Annotated in this window: 17 protein-coding genes, 5 pseudogenes and 1 riboswitch; of the genes and pseudogenes, 10 read left to right on the forward strand and 12 right to left on the reverse strand. The window is 34.7% G+C overall.

The annotated features are described in order from the left end of the window. From KA900_RS11780 to KA900_RS11810, 8 genes and pseudogenes are all read right to left on the reverse strand, one after another. Nucleotides 1–501 (reverse strand): TspO/MBR family protein, encoded by a 501-nt coding sequence (locus KA900_RS11780; RefSeq protein ID WP_210139675.1) that lies wholly within the window; start codon nt 499–501, stop codon nt 1–3. 49 nt (nt 502–550) lie between these two features. Continuing rightward, nucleotides 551–2,050 carry an NAD-dependent epimerase/dehydratase family protein gene (locus tag KA900_RS11785; protein ID WP_210139676.1) on the reverse strand — a complete coding sequence of 500 codons (1,500 nt, stop codon included), beginning with the start codon at nt 2,048–2,050 and terminating at the stop codon, nt 551–553. A gap of 162 nt (nt 2,051–2,212) precedes the next feature. Then, a pseudogene (locus KA900_RS14810) lies at nt 2,213–2,358 on the reverse strand (hypothetical protein); the annotation flags it as partial. Between the two features lie 139 nt (nt 2,359–2,497). Further along, nucleotides 2,498–2,884: pseudogene (isaB, locus tag KA900_RS11790) on the reverse strand (immunodominant staphylococcal antigen IsaB family protein); the annotation flags it as partial. Between the two features lie 313 nt (nt 2,885–3,197). Continuing rightward, nucleotides 3,198–3,563, reverse strand: a complete 366-nt coding sequence (locus tag KA900_RS11795) for a DoxX family protein (RefSeq protein WP_069821800.1) — start codon at nt 3,561–3,563, stop codon at nt 3,198–3,200. Nucleotides 3,564–3,572: 9 nt separating this feature from the next. Beyond that, nucleotides 3,573–4,577, reverse strand: a complete 1,005-nt coding sequence (locus KA900_RS11800; RefSeq protein WP_210139677.1) for an NADP-dependent oxidoreductase — start codon at nt 4,575–4,577, stop codon at nt 3,573–3,575. Between the two features lie 3 nt (nt 4,578–4,580). Next, nucleotides 4,581–5,246 carry an SDR family oxidoreductase gene (locus tag KA900_RS11805; protein ID WP_210139678.1) on the reverse strand — a complete coding sequence of 222 codons (666 nt, stop codon included), beginning with the start codon at nt 5,244–5,246 and terminating at the stop codon, nt 4,581–4,583. 21 nt (nt 5,247–5,267) lie between these two features. After that, a complete protein-coding gene (locus KA900_RS11810; protein WP_210139679.1) occupies nt 5,268–5,951 on the reverse strand; it encodes a type 1 glutamine amidotransferase domain-containing protein in 684 nt (227 codons plus the stop codon). A 77-nt stretch (nt 5,952–6,028) separates the two neighbouring features. Between KA900_RS11810 and KA900_RS11815 the strand changes: the two genes are divergently transcribed. The 9 genes from KA900_RS11815 (at nt 6,029) to KA900_RS11850 (ending at nt 13,705) form a co-directional block, all read left to right on the forward strand. After that, a complete protein-coding gene (locus tag KA900_RS11815; RefSeq protein ID WP_210139680.1) occupies nt 6,029–6,376 on the forward strand; it encodes a MerR family transcriptional regulator in 348 nt (115 codons plus the stop codon). A gap of 500 nt (nt 6,377–6,876) precedes the next feature. Further along, nucleotides 6,877–7,383, forward strand: a complete 507-nt coding sequence (locus KA900_RS11820) for a DUF4811 domain-containing protein (protein ID WP_245339187.1) — start codon at nt 6,877–6,879, stop codon at nt 7,381–7,383. After that, nucleotides 7,380–7,631 carry a hypothetical protein gene (locus tag KA900_RS14815; protein ID WP_245339189.1) on the forward strand — a complete coding sequence of 84 codons (252 nt, stop codon included), beginning with the start codon at nt 7,380–7,382 and terminating at the stop codon, nt 7,629–7,631. Before KA900_RS11820 ends, KA900_RS14815 begins: the two co-directional genes overlap by 4 nt. Before the next feature lie 581 nt (nt 7,632–8,212). Continuing rightward, nucleotides 8,213–9,706, forward strand: coding sequence for a xylulokinase (xylB, locus tag KA900_RS11825; RefSeq protein WP_210139681.1), 1,494 nt, complete (start codon nt 8,213–8,215; stop codon nt 9,704–9,706). Between the two features lie 173 nt (nt 9,707–9,879). Further along, a riboswitch (TPP riboswitch) is annotated at nt 9,880–9,988 on the forward strand. 66 nt (nt 9,989–10,054) lie between these two features. Next, nucleotides 10,055–10,642, forward strand: a complete 588-nt coding sequence (locus KA900_RS11830) for a thiamine phosphate synthase (RefSeq protein WP_210139682.1) — start codon at nt 10,055–10,057, stop codon at nt 10,640–10,642. Continuing rightward, nucleotides 10,626–11,741, forward strand: a complete 1,116-nt coding sequence (gene thiO / locus KA900_RS11835; protein ID WP_145437333.1) for a glycine oxidase ThiO — start codon at nt 10,626–10,628, stop codon at nt 11,739–11,741. Before KA900_RS11830 ends, thiO begins: the two co-directional genes overlap by 17 nt. After that, nucleotides 11,738–11,938: a sulfur carrier protein ThiS gene (gene thiS / locus KA900_RS11840; protein WP_002482018.1), complete on the forward strand. Its 201-nt coding sequence runs from the start codon at nt 11,738–11,740 to the stop codon at nt 11,936–11,938. The genes thiO and thiS overlap by 4 nt, the downstream gene beginning before the upstream one ends. A 1-nt stretch (nt 11,939) precedes the next feature. Next, nucleotides 11,940–12,707 (forward strand): thiazole synthase, encoded by a 768-nt coding sequence (locus KA900_RS11845; protein WP_210139683.1) that lies wholly within the window; start codon nt 11,940–11,942, stop codon nt 12,705–12,707. Beyond that, complete coding sequence (locus KA900_RS11850) at nt 12,704–13,705, forward strand: ThiF family adenylyltransferase (protein ID WP_210139684.1); 1,002 nt, start codon at nt 12,704–12,706, stop codon at nt 13,703–13,705. The genes KA900_RS11845 and KA900_RS11850 overlap by 4 nt, the downstream gene beginning before the upstream one ends. A gap of 216 nt (nt 13,706–13,921) precedes the next feature. Here KA900_RS11850 and KA900_RS11855 read toward each other — a convergent pair whose 3' ends face one another. From KA900_RS11855 to KA900_RS11865, 3 genes and pseudogenes are all read right to left on the reverse strand, one after another. After that, nucleotides 13,922–14,707: an SDR family NAD(P)-dependent oxidoreductase gene (locus tag KA900_RS11855; protein WP_210139685.1), complete on the reverse strand. Its 786-nt coding sequence runs from the start codon at nt 14,705–14,707 to the stop codon at nt 13,922–13,924. 71 nt (nt 14,708–14,778) lie between these two features. Then, nucleotides 14,779–15,156, reverse strand: coding sequence for a MerR family transcriptional regulator (locus KA900_RS11860; RefSeq protein WP_210139686.1), 378 nt, complete (start codon nt 15,154–15,156; stop codon nt 14,779–14,781). A 437-nt stretch (nt 15,157–15,593) separates the two neighbouring features. Next, a pseudogene (locus KA900_RS11865) lies at nt 15,594–15,707 on the reverse strand (GntT/GntP/DsdX family permease); the annotation flags it as partial. On the opposite strand from KA900_RS11865, the pseudogene KA900_RS14820 reads away from it, so the two are divergent. Then, nucleotides 15,705–15,800 (forward strand): annotated as a pseudogene (locus KA900_RS14820) (hypothetical protein); the annotation flags it as partial. The pseudogenes KA900_RS11865 and KA900_RS14820 sit on opposite strands and share 3 nt — an antisense overlap. A 131-nt stretch (nt 15,801–15,931) precedes the next feature. Here KA900_RS14820 and KA900_RS11870 read toward each other — a convergent pair. Beyond that, nucleotides 15,932–17,217: pseudogene (locus KA900_RS11870) on the reverse strand (DEAD/DEAH box helicase); the annotation flags it as partial. Nucleotides 17,218–17,361 lie beyond the last annotated feature (144 nt).

Genomic DNA, 17,361 nt, shown 5'->3' on the forward strand with positions numbered 1-17,361 from the left:
TTAATGCTCAGATTTCGCTGTATAGCTTGGGTTATCTTTATTTAAATACCAATTACCAGCTGTTAAATAAGTAGCAAAAGCGCTCCAAAGCATATATGGAACTAGTAAAATGCCAGCAACTTTTTTTACATTGAAAAATTTTACAGTTGTTGTAACTACTGCGCCCAGTAATACAACATTCTCTATCAACGCACTAAAGCGTAATTTATATTTGAAGTATAATATCGACCATAGATAATTCAGGCTTAATTGTGAGTAATAAGCACCTTTCAAAGCCTTACTAGTAGATTTATTAGTCACTAATGCATAAGCTACGCCCATCGTTGTATAAAGTATTGGCCACACAATTGGAAAGACATAGCCGGGTGGTGAAAAAGGTGGTTTAACATTATTTTTATAATCTTTTCTCGCGTTTTTCACTGCAAATTTCCCTATAAATTTACCACCTGTAATTGGTGTTATAACTTTTATAATTGTTTTAATTATCTCGTTTGCTTTCATAGTTGATCCCCTCTTTTTTTGTAAAAGTAACTAGCCTTTATTTTAGCCGTTACAATTCGGCATTGGACATGTTATTTTTTCTAGCTAAATACTTTTTCAATCCATATACTTTCAAAACAATTGCACCTGTAATAACAATTGGCAAAATAAACTTCTTCATATTAAAGTATTCTCCTTTATTAGTTTTTTGGCTATTAATCTTGAAGTTAAAAAGATTCATTACACTTTTATGAACTTTTGCTTGGGTATACTTATATACCCACCAAGGTAACGTCGGTTCATATTCTTGTAACGCTATGATACATGCGTCACTATTAGGTAATCTTCTAAACTCTAATCTCGCATTACCACCATCTGAATCTAAAGCGAAATCTCCACCAACAATTCGATATAAAATTCTCTCATTATTAGAAGCTTTAAAATCTTTACTTAATAATAGTAAGTCCTTATTTAAACACGGCACACTAATCGTAAAGTTATCTTCGTTAAAATCACTATTAACGACATTTAATGTAATTCTATTTAAAAAATTTGCATATGATTCTGCCAATTGAATCATATTTACATCTTTAGGTAAGACTACCCTTGATATTGCTCTAACATCTTTAATATCGCCCTTACGTGATGACTTCCCTTTCTTTTGTGTCTTAGTTTCTTCTTCCAAGGCATTACGCACACTTTCCTTATAATCAATCTTGCCTATAGAAATGTCTTTCACAATATTTTCATCATTTCTAATCATATCATGAATTAAGCTATCCATTAACGGATAGACCATTTCTTTTGGAACACCTGAAATAAGTTTCACCCAATATTTACTTAGCCAAATGGGAATAATAGGCAAATCTATCGTAGGTAATCGTTTATCTAGTACCTCTGCAGTTTGCTTGAATAGATCTTTATAAGTCATATGACTAGGTCCACCAATATCTATCGATTCGTTCTCATTTGGATTACGCTCTACAATTTTATATAAACCGTCAATCACGTCGTCTATTGCAACTGGCAATGTTGTATTATAAGCCCATTTTGGTAGTAACAGGCCAGGTAATCTTTCTACTAATTTTTTTAATATAGGGTAAGAACTTCCTTTAGAGCCTATAATCAAACCAGCTCTTAAAGTACTTACTGGTACACCATATGATCCTAAAATCTGTTCGCACTCTAAACGGCTTCTTAAATGTGGTGATAATTCATTTGTATTAGGTATCAAACCACTCATAAATACAATATGCTGAACTTTGTTATAACTTGCGGCTTTAGCAAAATTATCAGCTAATAATGCATCCATATCTTCAAAGCTCGCCTGCGTTAACTTAGCTGAAGGCATCATAGAATGGACAAGATATATAGCGATATCAATATCCTCCATTACCTCAGTGATTTCATTTAAATCAAACAAGTCAGCTGCCTTCCAAGTAACATTGTGTTCATTTGATTTATTTTCTATATTTCTAGAAATAGCTATAATTTCATAGTTATCTTTTAATTTATTCATTAAGTGACTACCGATATATCCCGAAGCGCCTGTTAATAATATTTTTTTCATATATTTAGCCTCCAAATAGAAAAAGATGAGCAGGTAAACTTTACCTCAGCTCATCTTTAACTTAACGAGCTCACTTGCTCATTATCTTAATTGACAAGAGCTCCAAGTCTCTTATTTAATATTTTACCCTTCTTAAAGCTTTTCAATCTTTATTTATAATAATTAATCAATAAATTTATCAAACCACAAGAATTTGACTAAAAAAGGAATAATCTTACTTGCTTTAATGATGTCACTAGTATAAAAAATTCTTTATCTTTTCCTGTATAAGCTGGAATTAGTACCATATTTGCTTTGGTACTATATAATCACTTTCGATTTAATATATATATTGATATTATTGAAAAGTATTTGAGCAATTTAAGTTTATTTTTACAATGTATCTACTACAACTTTATATTTTAAAAAGTCATCATTTTCTATTTTATACATATATTCTTTGCCTCAGGCTGATGTAGATGTATACTTTGGTTCACCGTAATAATTCAATAATTCTTTTTTGCTCACTGACTTACCGTCTAATAAGAAGAAAACACCATTCGCTTTATGATTAGAAACCCCGTAATATGTTGGATCGTTTAAATCTTTATTATTTTTAGCTAATGCATTTTTAGTAATCTTGTAATTATTAATCTTGAAGTTATCAGCTTTTTGAGATGTTTTAAAATTCTTATCTAGAATAAAATTACTTTGATTTGCTGTATAACCACTGTAACTATAATAAGGTTTCACAGATTCTTGCGCATGTGCTTGAGTGATGTTAAATAATTCGGGCGTTACGAAAAAGCCCAAAACTAAACTACTAGCTAAAATAAAGTTAGAAACTTTTTTCATAAAAACCCTCCTCATATTTGTCTTACAGGTCACGTTATTACATTAATGTTACAATGTTGCGATAGCATGATATGATAAAATACATTTTTTATTTCTTCTTACACTCATACTCGCAAATTAACTTATGCTTTTCTTAATTTAGAAGCTTATCACTATAGAAAAATTGAAAAGTAAATGTCTGATATGAGCTTATTTAAACAAAGAGCACATAAGCGTTGTCAAGAGAATCATTTGATATACGTCGATTTTAAGTGTAAATATTAAAAAATCGCCTGGAACAAAAGTAATGTTCCAGGCGTGGCTATGATAAGGCTTATAATAGTTTCGCAAGTGCGACCATGACAAATTGTAATGGTAAACGAATGACATGCTGCTTAACACTATCTGTTTCATCTCTTTCATCTTTGTAAGAGATGTTCTTACGTGCAGCGTAAATATTTGCAGGAAATACGAGCCAAAGGAATCCTTGTACTACTTTTCTTACGCGTGATCTATTTTTAGCACCGAGTACATAAAAAGCAATTATAAATTCTAATATGCCCGAATACTTAACTATTGCGTGTTTGAAAGGTAAATAGGACGGCACGATTTTTAAAAACATATCTTTATTTTTAAAGTGTGCAACACCACTTTTATAAAACAGTAAACTAAATATGAATCTTACGATGATATTTTTCATAGTCTTCTCCTATTCTTCAGAGACTTTGACAACTTGTTTACCAAAATTCTCTCCTGTGAATAACTTTCTAAATGCAGAAGGTAAATTGTCAAAACCTTCATCTATCGTCACTTCAAATTTAATTTTACCTTCAGACACCCATTGTGCGAGTTGTTCGCTTGCTTCTTTAAAATGATCAGCGAATTGTGCTACTACAAAACCTTGCATCAATGCTTGATTTTTAATCAACGTTCCTTGGATACGTGGTCCAATATCGTCTTTTTCATTATTATATGCTGAAATTGCACCACATACCGGAACGCGTGCAAATCGATTTAAGTGTTTAAACACTTCATCAGAAATTGCGCCGCCTACATTTTCAAAATACACATCAATACCATCTGGTACAGCCGCTTCGAGTTGCTGTGCGAAATCATCTTGTTTATAGTCAATGGCCGCATCAAATCCTAATTCATCTGTTAAATATGTTGTTTTCTGCTTACCACCAGCAATACCGACAACTTTTGCGCCTTTAATCTTAGCAATTTGTCCTACGACAGAGCCTACTGCACCTGATGCAGCTGACACGACAACCGTCTCGCCAGATTGTGGTTGACCAATTTGAAGCAATCCTGTATAGGCCGTCATTCCCGGCATGCCTAAAACACTCAAATATAAATGTAATGGTACATCTTTTGATGGCACAGGGGTCACATCGTCTCCATTCACTGTATTTATCTTTTTCCATGGTAATATGCCTGTGACATAATCGCCGACAGATAGACGTTCATCGTTCGATTGTGTGACTTTTCCAACAATATGACCTTGTAATGGCTCATTCACTTGGAAAGGTTGAACATAACTTTTTGTATCATTCATTCTGCCTCTCATGTAAGGATCTACAGATACATAAATGGATTCTACTTGAACCTCACCTGCATGTGGTTCTCGAGTTTCTATTGTTTCAAATCTAAATACATCGTCTTGAGGGATATTTTGTGGTCGTTTTGCAAGTACAACTTGTTGATTATTCATTTATTATTCCTCCAGATATTTAGTCGTAGCATCTGATAATGACAAATCCCCATTGATGATTTGGAATTCGTGACCTTGTAATGCTTCATCAGTTAATACAGAAACAAGCACTTCTGCTACATCTTCTCTTGTAATAGACGGATTTTGTACATTTTCAAATTGCGCACTCATATTGAATTGTTGCGTTTCATGTTCGTTTGTTAAAGTGCCTGGATGTACGATGGTATATTTTAAATTTGCATGTCTTAAGTAGTCATCCGCATAATGTTTTGCAATGGTATATGGTTTCAAGTCGCCTGACGCATCAAAAGCTTCTCGACGTGAGTCGTAGGTTGATACCATAACAAAGTGTTGACGACCGACGTGTTCACTTGCTTTAATTGCTTTCACTGCACCGTCTAAATCTACTATGATTGTTTGATCGTCACCTGTGCTTCCACCAGAACCGACGGAAAAAAGGATTTGATCATACGGTTTAAATAATTCTATTAATTCATCAATAGATTGTTTTGCAACATCAATGTAAGTTGCATCAATACCATCTGCTTTTAAAACTTCAACTTGTTCTTCTTTTCTAACACCGGCAGTAAAGTCAACGTTTCGTGCTTTCAGTTTACGTATAAGATGTTGACCGACGCCACCATTAGCGCCAATAATTAATGATTTCATGTGTATCGCTCCTTTATGAAATTATTGATTAGCTAAGATTTTTAAAGCATGTTCAGCAACAGCATGTCCTGATTGAGGATTTTGACCAGTGACAATGCGACCATCTACGACTGCGAAATTGCTCCAGTCATCCTCTTTTTTAAAATGTGCACCGTTACTAATAAATTCGTCTTCTAATAAATATGGCATGTATTCAGTTGTACCATTTGCTTGTTCTTCACTATTTGTAAAACCAGTCACGTCTTTATGACGAACGAGGTAATCGCCATTTTCTTTAATGTCGAGTAGAGCAGCCGCACCATGACATACAGAAGAGAGAACGCCTTGGTTATTGTAAATACTTAACGCAATGTCGTTAAGTTCTTTGTTATTTCTAAAATCCCAAATCGCACCATGTCCACCTGCAAAGTAAATGGCTTGATAGTCGCTAGGATTAACCTCTTTTGGAGATAATGTTTGTCCAAATTTATTCATATAATCATGATCCGTGTAGTATTCCCAGTCCTCAGCTCCCATCATTTCAGGGCTAAGACTGATAGGATCAAGAGGCACATATCCACCGTTCGGACTTACGAAATCAACATCATAACCGGCGTCATAGAAATCTTTCGCAAAGTGCGTAACCTCTGAGAACCACGCACCCGTAGGTCTGTCTAAATTATCGTATTTCGCAATGTTTGTTACAACAATTAAAGCCTTTTTCATTGTCTTTCCTCCTCATTCATGTTTATATAGATTACAATATCAGTTAAACCTTGGTTTAATAGAAAGGATATGCTTACATGAAACAATACTACATTGAATATGTCTCAGATTATTGCAATATACCTAAAAGCAAACTGCGTTATTACGAGAAAAAGAATATCTTGAAACACATCGACAGAGATAGCAATAACAAGCGTTTATACACAGACGACGATATCGAAATGATTAAATTTATCCAGTGCCTAAGCAATTTGAATATGCCATTAAAAGAAATCCGAAAAAACACAGACATGCTTTATCAAAACCAAATAGATGTCCCAAGCGTGTTACGCGCACACCTAGAATTCTTGAATGAACAACGGAATTTGATTAGTAAACATATCGACTTAATTGAACAAGAATTACAAACTTCCATGACCGAGTGACGAAGGAAAAGGGATGTGTGAATTAAAAGAACGATAAGAAGAGTACGGAGGGATAGTGAATGAATAAGCATAAGGAAATTGTAGATTTTAAAGGTGGAGTGCGTAGATAAAGGGCGATAGGTGGATAGGCAAAGCTGGAATGAGTCAGAAAATTGCGTCGGGTGGATAAGCTAGAATAGAATGAGTGGGCGATGGATGGATAGACTAAAACGGTTATAATATACCTTATACCTAAAATTACAGAGTACTAAAACTATCTTATCTACCATCTCTTGACGCGTTCCCCTTGTTAGTGGTTTAGCTAAAAAATCTCATTAAGTAAATGAATTTATATTATTAAAATTGTATAATCGATCCTTTAAAATATGCTGAACAGGCGCAACAAGCGTCAATTGACGGCTTTAATACAGCATTTATCATAGGTATCTTCTTTGCGCTAGTCGGTGTGCTCATCGTACCATTCTTGAAAATGAATTCATCAGAAAGTGAGGACAAATAATATGATCATAACAATTATTTTAACGCTATGTGTATTTGTTAGTTGGTTATTAATTCCTCATAAGATCACACGCTATATTTTAGGTTCTATTTCCACAGTAGCCTTATTACTTATGATCATTGGTATCACAGCTAACATGACACACCATTGGGGAATGGAGAAAAAAGTAGTCACTTCTGATAAAAAAGAAATCTATAGCGCTGGTTCTAAAGACAGTCCAGTCAATATGTTAATCGCTAACGAGATGGGCAAAAATAGTAATAATTATATTATGGTTTATAAAAATCATTCAGACGATCAAAAAGCCGAGACACATTTCAAACCAAATATGGATAAAGATCAATTATCAGAATCAGTTAAACACCAAACGACATATGAAGTAAAAGATACTGATAAAGCAACAACACAAACTAAAAAAACAGTTTGGGTTTGGAAAACAGATGTTTATAAATCATTATTTAGCTTTGGACATGACAACCAAGAATTAATCAAAAAACGACCGTTGTGACAGTCCCTAAAGATACGTGGGTCGTTTTAGATGCTCAGCAAGCAAAACAATTACAACAATCACAGCAAAAACAAAGCAGCACAGGAATTCAAGCGAATCAGCAACAACAGAAAAAAGCAATGCAACAGTTAGCAAGTAACTATAAAAAACAACATCCAGAAGCGTCACAACAAGAAGTAAACGATTATTTAAAACATCAACAACAAGTTCAAGCAACCAAACAAATTAAAAAAGAAATAGCGAACTAAATTTGTGTATAAATAAAAAGCGTTAAGTTACTCAACATTGAATAACTTAACGCTTTTTTTTATCGATGACTAACTTGTGGCTTAATTATGATTTAAGCCATGTTTTTTACTAACTCACACCTTTACTTTGTTTGTAATAACAGGTCATACGGTTAATTCACCTTAGTAAATCTCACTCTATATCACCCCCCCATATATTTAACACTTTTCTATAATAAAATTTTCACGAATTTTTAATTTAAATTAAATCGTGTTATAAATAGGGAGTCTGGGACATCCATCGATTGTCTCAGAACCTTTTTCAATTAGGCAGTAGATGACTGGACTGAAAATGTAAAGCCTCACTTCTTTAAGGTACTCCTTTTTCATGTCATGAAAATGAGTCATTCTTATGCACTTATGCATTTCACATGAAAATTCTAGTGAGACTGATACATGAGGGTTAGCTCAGGTAAACTCTTATACCAGTCATCCTCGCCAGGGAAGTACTACGGAAGCACTAGGGAAACACTACGAAATCTCTATTAAACAATTTGATTTCAGTCCCCACTCCCTAAATATCTAAACAAAGGAGTCGTTATATGCAAGATATCGTATTAGGTATAGATATTGGCACGAGTGCTGTTAAAGTCATTGCTGTATCCAGGTATGGCAACGTATTACAAAGTGTTCATGCACCACTACAAACAAAGCATGTGGCCAACGGTTATAGTGAGCAAAATCCAGATGACTGGTTTGAGGCTACATGCCATTGCATCCAACAGTTAGTACACAATGAGGCACTCAATCATTATCAAGTGAAGGGCTTATCTTTGTCAGGACAAATGCATAGTTTAGTCATTCTGGATGATGAAAATCAACCCATCCGTGATGCGATTTTGTGGAACGATACAAGATCAACGTCACAATGTAATTTAATTAAAGCACAACTTGGCGAATATGTATTAGACAATCCCGTCCTAGAAGGCTTTACACTCACAAAATTACTATGGATAAAGGACAATGAACCTGAGCACTGGCTCAAAACCAACGTGTTTTTATTACCTAAAGACTACGTGCGTTTTAAATTAACAGGCAAATTAAATATGGAGTATTCCGATGCATCTAGTACATTGTTATTAGATAATCAACAAAAATGTTGGGCTAAAGACATTGGTCGACAATTTGGTGTTGACCATATTTATCCTGATCTCGTGAATTCTGATGCCTTTGTAGGCTACGTCACTAAAGACATAGCTAGACAATTAGGCCTAAATCATGATGTCGCAGTATTTGCAGGTGGCGGAGATAATGCATGCGGTGCGCTCGGTTCAGGAGTTGTCTATGAAAACCAAACGCTGTGTAGCATTGGTACTTCTGGCGTTATCTTAACGAGTGAATCTGAAAAGCAATACGACTATAAACACAATATGCATTATTTTAATCACGTCGTAAACGATATGTCGTACGTCATGGGCGTCACACTTGCAGCTGGCGATAGTTTGACATGGTTAAAAAATCATATGCTCCCGCATTTAAGCTATGAACAAATTGTTGCACAAGCTGAATCATCCACATTAGGCAGTCATGGTCTATTATTTACACCTTACTTATCCGGGGAACGTACCCCGCATGGTGACGCAAGTATTCGAGGGAGTTTTATAGGACTAAAAACGTCGCATCATAGCAGTGATATCGCGCGTGCCGTGATAGAAGGCATTACGTTTTCTTTATATGAATCCATTAACTATCTACGTCACATGGGTAACAATATTGAACATGTGATATCCATTGGTGGTGGCGCAAAAAGTGACTTTTGGTTACAACTCCAAGCCGATATCTTTAATGCTAAAATTAAAAAATTGAAATATGAAGAAGGACCTTGTATGGGCGCAGCCATGCTCGCTGTCTTAGGTTTAGGATGGTACACAGATGCAGCGCATATGACAAAGCATTTTATAAAATATGAACATAGCTTTGAACCTGATGCCCAAAGACACGAACAATATATGGCTTATTTTGAATTGTATCAAGCCGTTTATCAGCAAACACAAGCCATTACAAGTAAATTACTCGAAATATCTGACGTTGATTAACGCTAAAAATATTTTCTGGAGTGAGCGCCATAGAGTGTTCAACCAGTTAATTCAATATCGTAATATACACATTTGTTTTTAAGTGAAACTTGCAAAAAAGAATAGAATACGTTAGATTGTAGATAATTATTCAGAAAATTAGTAAAACGTATTATTAAAAATTAAATAGTTTGAGAAACCACTGGAAGTGCCTTGTAAAAGGCTGAGACCGAAGTAGTAACTTAGGAATTCCCTGAACCTGATCCAGTTTGTACTGGCGTAGGAAAGTGGCGTTTAGGTATATTACTCGTTATTTCAACGTCATTTTTCCAGCAGGAGAAGTGACGTTTTTTTAATGAGGTGAGCCATATGTTTATAGCCATTACTGAATTTGAAAATTTAGATTCAAACGATATTCAACATTACACAACCATAGCATCCGTTATTGATTATTTAATGATACGTACGCCAATGTCACAACAACAACTAATAGATTGGATAAATCGCTTAATACAGGCAGGGTTTCCGAAAAATAAAATCATTATTCATAGTCATATTGCAGTTTTAGAACAATGCCATTTATCAGCAATCCATTTTAGAGAAGCTGACACACGAATAAAGGATTTTAAAAAATCACACCCTCATATTCAAATCAGTATGTCGACGCATCACGAGGAAAGTGTCAAACAAGCACAAGCACTCAATTTAGATTTTATATTGTTTAGTCATATTTTCAGAACAAATTCTAAGCCTAATCAACCACCACGAACAAAGTCAGAAATTGATAAAGTGTTACAGTACCCTATGCCAACCGTAGCACTTGGAGGTGTGAATGAACAAACCTTGAATGATTTGCCGAAAGGATTTGATGGGATTGCAGGTATAACGCTATTCAGACGAAAAAACAAAAAAACGATGCAATTATTAAGGGAGCGATGGAATGAATACCAAATTTGATGTCATTATTATTGGATCCGGTGTAATAGGTATGTCGATTGCAAGAGAATTAAGTCAAAAAGGTCTGCGGATAGCCATTATAGATCGCAATGTTCGCGGTATGTATGCCTCTTACGCAGCTGGAGGTATGTTAGGTGCACATAATGAATTTACGGAATCTTGTAGTTTATTTCATTTAGCAAGACAATCTCAAGCCATGTTTCATTCCCTTAAAGATCGTTTGCTGTCTGAGGTCGGTCTAGATATTGAATATTTGGAAAGCGGCCTAGTTAAAATGGCAAAAAATGAGATAGATAATCCCATTGTGGAACAGCAATTCCAATTTCTACACCAGCACGATTCGAACACACAATTATTATCTTCCAAGTCCCTTGAAGCCATTACAGACAATAACGTTCAATCTCAAACTTTAACCGCGATGCTGATACCTAAAGATCATCAAGTCAACGCGAATCAATATACCAAAGCCCTATTACTTTCCTTAGCCAAACGCCATATCCAATTGATTGATCATAGTGAAGTTCAAGCAATTACAAAGCAAAATAACGGCTATACAGTCATGACGCAAAAAGACACGTACCGTGCCGAAAAGGTTGTCGTTGCAGCTGGTGCTTGGAGCGGTCAATTATTAAATCAATATTTTTCCCAAAATCCTGTCACGGGTGTCAAAGGTGAAGTACTCTTAGTCGAACACCCCACGTTAAACCTGCAGACCACCCTATTTATGACAAATGGTTGCTATATCGTTCCAAAAAAGAATCACCGTTATTTAATCGGTGCTACAAGCTATGTTGATGATTATTCTATCGGCGTGACGAAACCCGGAAAACATTGGTTGTGCAAACAAGCGCAACACTACGTACCAAACTTAGCAAACAGTAAACTGATTCATCAATGGTCTGGTATCAGACCGACTTCAACAAACGGTCAACCCATTATGGATGAAGTAGACCATCATTTATTCGTTGTTACCGGTCATCATCGCAACGGCATTCTGTTATCACCACTGATTGGTTTAAAAATGAGTGAATGGATTGAAAGTGGACGCAGACCCACTGAATTTGAAGACTTTTCAATTGAAAGGAGCTGTAAAACATGAAATGCGTTATAAACGGTGATTATTTTACTTTTAATCAAGCAGTCAGTATCCAAGCTATTTTACAAGAATTAGAGTTGGATGCCGATAGAGTCATTGTTCAGCATAATGAAAATTTAGTAAAACAAGCAGATTTTCAAGCAGTAAAGATTAATGATCAAGATTGTCTTGAACTATTAGAATTTGTAGGAGGCGGATAAAATGTTTAAAATTGGTGACTTTGAATTAAAAGCGAGATTATTATTAGGTACAGGTAAGTTTGACAACGAAGCGATACAAACACAAGCGATTGAAACGTCTGAAACTGAAGTATTAACCTTTGCAGTCAGACGTATGAACTTATACGACAAAGCATTGCCTAATCCATTAGCAAAAGTTGATTTATCAAAATTCATTACTTTTCCAAATACGGCAGGCGCAAAAACAGCAGATGAAGCAGTGCATATTGCTAAAATTGCCAATCACGCCGGTGTCTGTGACATGATCAAAGTTGAAGTGATTGGTGATGACGAAACATTGTTGCCAGATCCATTAGAAACTTATAAAGCTTGTGAAATATTATTAAAAGAAGGCTATACCGTTTGTCCATATGTATCTAATGACGTGGTATTGGCCAAACGTTTAGAAGATTTAGGCGTACACGCGATTATGCCTTTAGCATCTCCAATTGGAACGGGGCGCGGAATCAATAATCCATTAAATTTACATTATATTATTGAACGAGCCAACGTACCGATCATTGTTGACGCAGGCATCGGGTCACCTAAAGACGCCTGTCATGCAATGGAGTTAGGTGCAGATGCAGTGTTGCTAAATACAGCCATCTCTAGTGCCAAAGACCCTGTAAAAATGGCTGAAGCAATGAAATTAGGCATTCATGCAGGTAGACTAAGTTATGAAGCTGGTCGCATTCCAGTTAAATACACTGCTCAAGCATCTAGCCCACAAGAAGGCATTGGATTTCTATGAATGAACGCTATAGTCGACAAATACGTTATCACGATTTTGGCAAAGAAGGACAGAATCGGCTACAGAAGATCCACGTGATGATTATGGGCGCCGGTGCATTAGGCAGTCATAGCGCAGAAATGCTAGCGCGCATGGGTGTGGGTCAGTTAACAATCATTGATATGGATATCGTTGATGAATCCAACTTGCACAGACAAGCAACCTACGATGAGTCCGACGCAGCCCATATGGTGCCTAAAGTAGAAGCATTGAAGACCCACCTCAGTCTTATCAATAGCGAGGTAACCATTACCGATGTAAATCAAGAACTAACACCTTCCAATATTGAAGCCGTTCTAACAGAGGCACAACCCGATATCGTTATAGATGGTATGGATCATTTTGAAATCAGATACCTCATTAATGAAGCTTGCCATAAACTGCATATCCCGTGGATTTATGGCGCCGCCGTTGGGAGTAAAGGTACAGTCTTTGGCATAGATTATACAGGTCCTTGCTTAAAATGCATGCTCCAAACCATACCAACGACCGGTGAAAGTTGCGCTATTAATGGCGTCTTACCTCCCGTCGTATCTCAAGTAACAAGCATGCAAGTCTCAGAACTCATTCGATGGGTCGCTGGTGAAGGCTTTTCTCAAAAAATAATGACCTTCGATTGCTTTAATTTAAAATTTAACACATTTAACGCAGAAAATTTGAAGGATCCCCAATGTCCTACATGTATACGTCATAACTATGAGCTACTCCATACACAGCAAAAACAATCTATTGAAGCACTTTGCGGAGATGCTTTCTTGTTCCGGTTTGGCACTCAAATCTTCGAACATGTAGACTATCTACCACTCAATGTAACGAAAAGTAATCATTTTGTGAAATTAGCTCATTACGGAGACTATACGATGACCATTTTTAAAGATGGACGTACACACGTATACGGCATTAAAAATCAGACACAAGCCAAAACAGTTTATAACCAACTCTTGAAAGCCATAAAATAGCGCCACGACTTAACTTGTGTGATTTATATTGCTGTGAAGCACTGGGGAATGATGATTTGTGCGGTATGTCGTTTAGAGCGCGTGATGGGATAAGTCGCATTTCTAGATAGGCATGGTGTATGAATTAATTTATGATAAAAATAGGGCGTATCCCTTTATTATTAAAGATACGCCCTACTCTATTTGTTTCAAATAGATGCCAAAAGTATATTAATGTTATTGTGGTTTCGCTTTTGCTGCATGTCTAGCTGCTTTAACATCTTCAGCTGTTTTTCTATTTTCTTCAGCCTCTTTTTTTGTAGCTTCATCACCACATACCACGTGGTCGATTTTATTTTTTAACGCTTCATAGCCTTGTTCAGCAACAAGCACTTTATCATTTTTATGATCTTCATCTCCAAAATATGTTGCATCCATACCTGCATTATGATGAAAATCCGTATTTGTTGCCCCAGGTAACATAGCCGTTACATTAATATTTTTTTCTTTCAATTCTTCTCTTAACGCTTCAGCAAACATAAATCCAAATGCTTTGGACGGTCCATAAACAGTCTCATATGGTGTTGGTAACGTAGCAGATAATGATGAAACGATTAGAATATCACCAGATTTATTTTTGGCCATATGCTGTGAAACCCTTTTAGCCATATGAACCATACCTGAAATATTAATATCAATCAGTTTTAACTCTTCATCTAAATCATTTTCTAAAAATGCTCCACCAATACTAATACCAACATTTAAAACTGCCGCATCAACAGTACGATTTTTATTTTCAACAAAACGCCAAAAATCTTCTACCCCATCATAAGTTGACGCATCGGCTTGAAATGGATACGTTTCAACACCTAATTTTTCAATTTCTTTTGCAGAATCATAAATTCTATCACTTGAGCCTGACATTGCAACATCATAACCATCTTTTGCAAATAATTTTGCCAATTCAAAACCTAATCCTGAACTTGATCCTGTTATCAATACGAGTTTTTTATTTTCAACCATTTGAAACGCTCCCTTTAATTTAATATTTATATTTTTATACTAAGGGTTAAAGTGCACTTTATAGCAAATAATTAGTTTTGACTGTTCTTTTCATATTCCTTTTCTAAATCATTAAAATATTGAAGTTTTACGTCTACTTTATTAAATGCTTTGTCTAACGCTTCTTGTTGCTGTTCTAAAACTTTCTTATGATTTAATAAAATTTTACGCCTAGAGTCAAAATCTTTTTCTCCATTCACGGTCATTGTAATAATTTTTCTTAAATCATTGATAGACATACCCGTTATTTTCAAGCAATTTATGAAATCAAACCAACCTAAATCACTTTCTTTAAAGACTCGATAACCAAGTTCATCTCTTTCAATAAATGGTAATAACCCCTCTTGTTCATAATAACGAATTGTATGCGGTTCTAAATTCGTCTTTTGCGCTACATCTTTAATATACATACCCTTCTCCTTTTCATTAACATTTTAAAAGTGTTATTCAAGAAAAACAGATTCAAATACATTTTGTTTTTGGTACATATCATACCACTTGTTAGCTATAAAATCTGGGATAACACCAGTAACATTTTAATCAAATACTAAAAGTTTATTACCCATAATATATAAAAACCACACTAATAAACTATTTCATTTATGATGCACACTTGCTTATAGGATTGATAATGAGGTACTTCTAAATTTTACAAGAGTAAATACATCTATAGATATATTTTTACTTTCTAATGAATAAGTAACATTTTCCATTAAAAAAACACCTTCGTATAAATTCATTTTTAGTATAAATTCAACGAACGTGTTTTTATATTATTTTTAGAAAGTAGGATTTATTTTACAATAATAAGAGAAAATTCAACTGATAATTTCCTAAACATTAAGCTTTATACAAATAAACTTATAAATAAAATAAATATAATTCCTGAAACTGAAAGAACAGTTTCTAAAAGTGACCATGTTAAAAATGTTTCTTTAATCGTAAGTCCAAAATATTCCTTGTTACCATACCGTACCCATACAATATTAATATCTTTTCACACTTATATATTTTAATATCACGCTTTAGAAAGCACGAAAAACCCGAAGTAAAAAACCATAAAAATTGCACCCTTTAAAGTTAGAATTTTAGTCCGACTTTAGGGAGTGCATATCATTTGAATTCAACGAAAGTGTTTTTTATTGTTATGACTTATATTCAACTATATAAAATTATTAGATTTAACTAATTGAACTTTTTATTTGTATCTCGACCACCTTCTATTGCTTCGTCGAGATATTCTATATTAGATTCTAAGTTAATAACGCTGTAGTATGGTTTAGATTTAATTCGCTCTTTATCACCAATAATATAAAATTCTTTTTTAGCTCTTGTTACAGCAACGTTTAATAAATTTGGTTTTGCACATGACCAATTGACTGCCCCATCTTGATTATTGTCAGTACCTATTACAAAATAAACTTTCTTTGCTTCTTTACCCTGGAATGTATGTACAGTTCCAATTGAATTTTTGATCCAGTCACTTACTTTTTTAGTATCATCGCTTACAGTTTGAATCAATTCTCTTCTTGCTAATAATTGAATTTGTTTTTTTACTTCAGTAAATGGTGAAATGACATAAACGCTTGGTTCATTCTCTCCATTTTCTATACTTTGTTTCCAATCGTTTTTAAGTAGTGCTATGACTTTATCCCCTTGTTCTTTTACGAATTGCCTCTGTACAGAATTACCTTTAACATCATACCATCCCATCCAGTTTTACCTATATCGGTAATAGTTTTAGGTAAGACCATTTTATTATCATAGGCAATTTGATTGGCGATAGTAAACATTGGCTTTAAACATCTTCTATGTACCCATAATGGAATTCCAATCCAGTGTTTTTTAGCATCATCATCCGTCTGGGTTTTCCAATATCCATATTTATTTGCAAAGTCAGCTACGGTTTGAACAGAAGATTCTTTTGAAAGTAAGCGTTCATGAATATTATAGCCTTTTCTAATATTAGCTATTAAATTATCTTCCATTGTTACTACTGGCTCTATTTGAATAGGATCTCCAACTGCAATCACTCTCTTAGAACGATATAATGCACCGACTGCTGCTTGTGGTAGGGCTTGTCCGGCTTCATCTATAAACAAGTAATCAATAAAATCTTTAGGCAAACCTCTATACATTGATGCAAAACTTGCAAATGTTGTACTCACTACAGGAAAAATAAGATGCATCACATTCCATGCATTAGTCACTCGAATCGGCGCTGAATCAAGATATGAATTACGAGCTTTAAAGTCTTGCATAGCATAATAAACTGGACCATTATTGGCAATTAATATCAGTTTTTGGAGTTCCATTGCTTTTAAAAATAATAATCCACGATGATATTGTAATTCATTAGAATTCCACAGGTTTTCTACCTGACGTTTTTCATATTTATTTTTATTCCAAAAATCAGAATCAGGAAATGTCACATTAGAATCACTTTTATATTGATTATACTCTGTCAATTTAAGATAAAGTCCGTATAATAGTGTAAAAGTAAAAAGGCCATATAACAGTCCTTTTACGGTACAATGTTTTTAACGACAAAAACATACCCAGGAGGACTTTTACATGACCCAAGTACATTTTACACTGAAAAGCGAATAGATTCA

It is taken from the genome of Staphylococcus sp. GDY8P120P, from assembly GCF_017892065.1.
GTDB lineage: Bacteria > Bacillota > Bacilli > Staphylococcales > Staphylococcaceae > Staphylococcus > Staphylococcus nepalensis.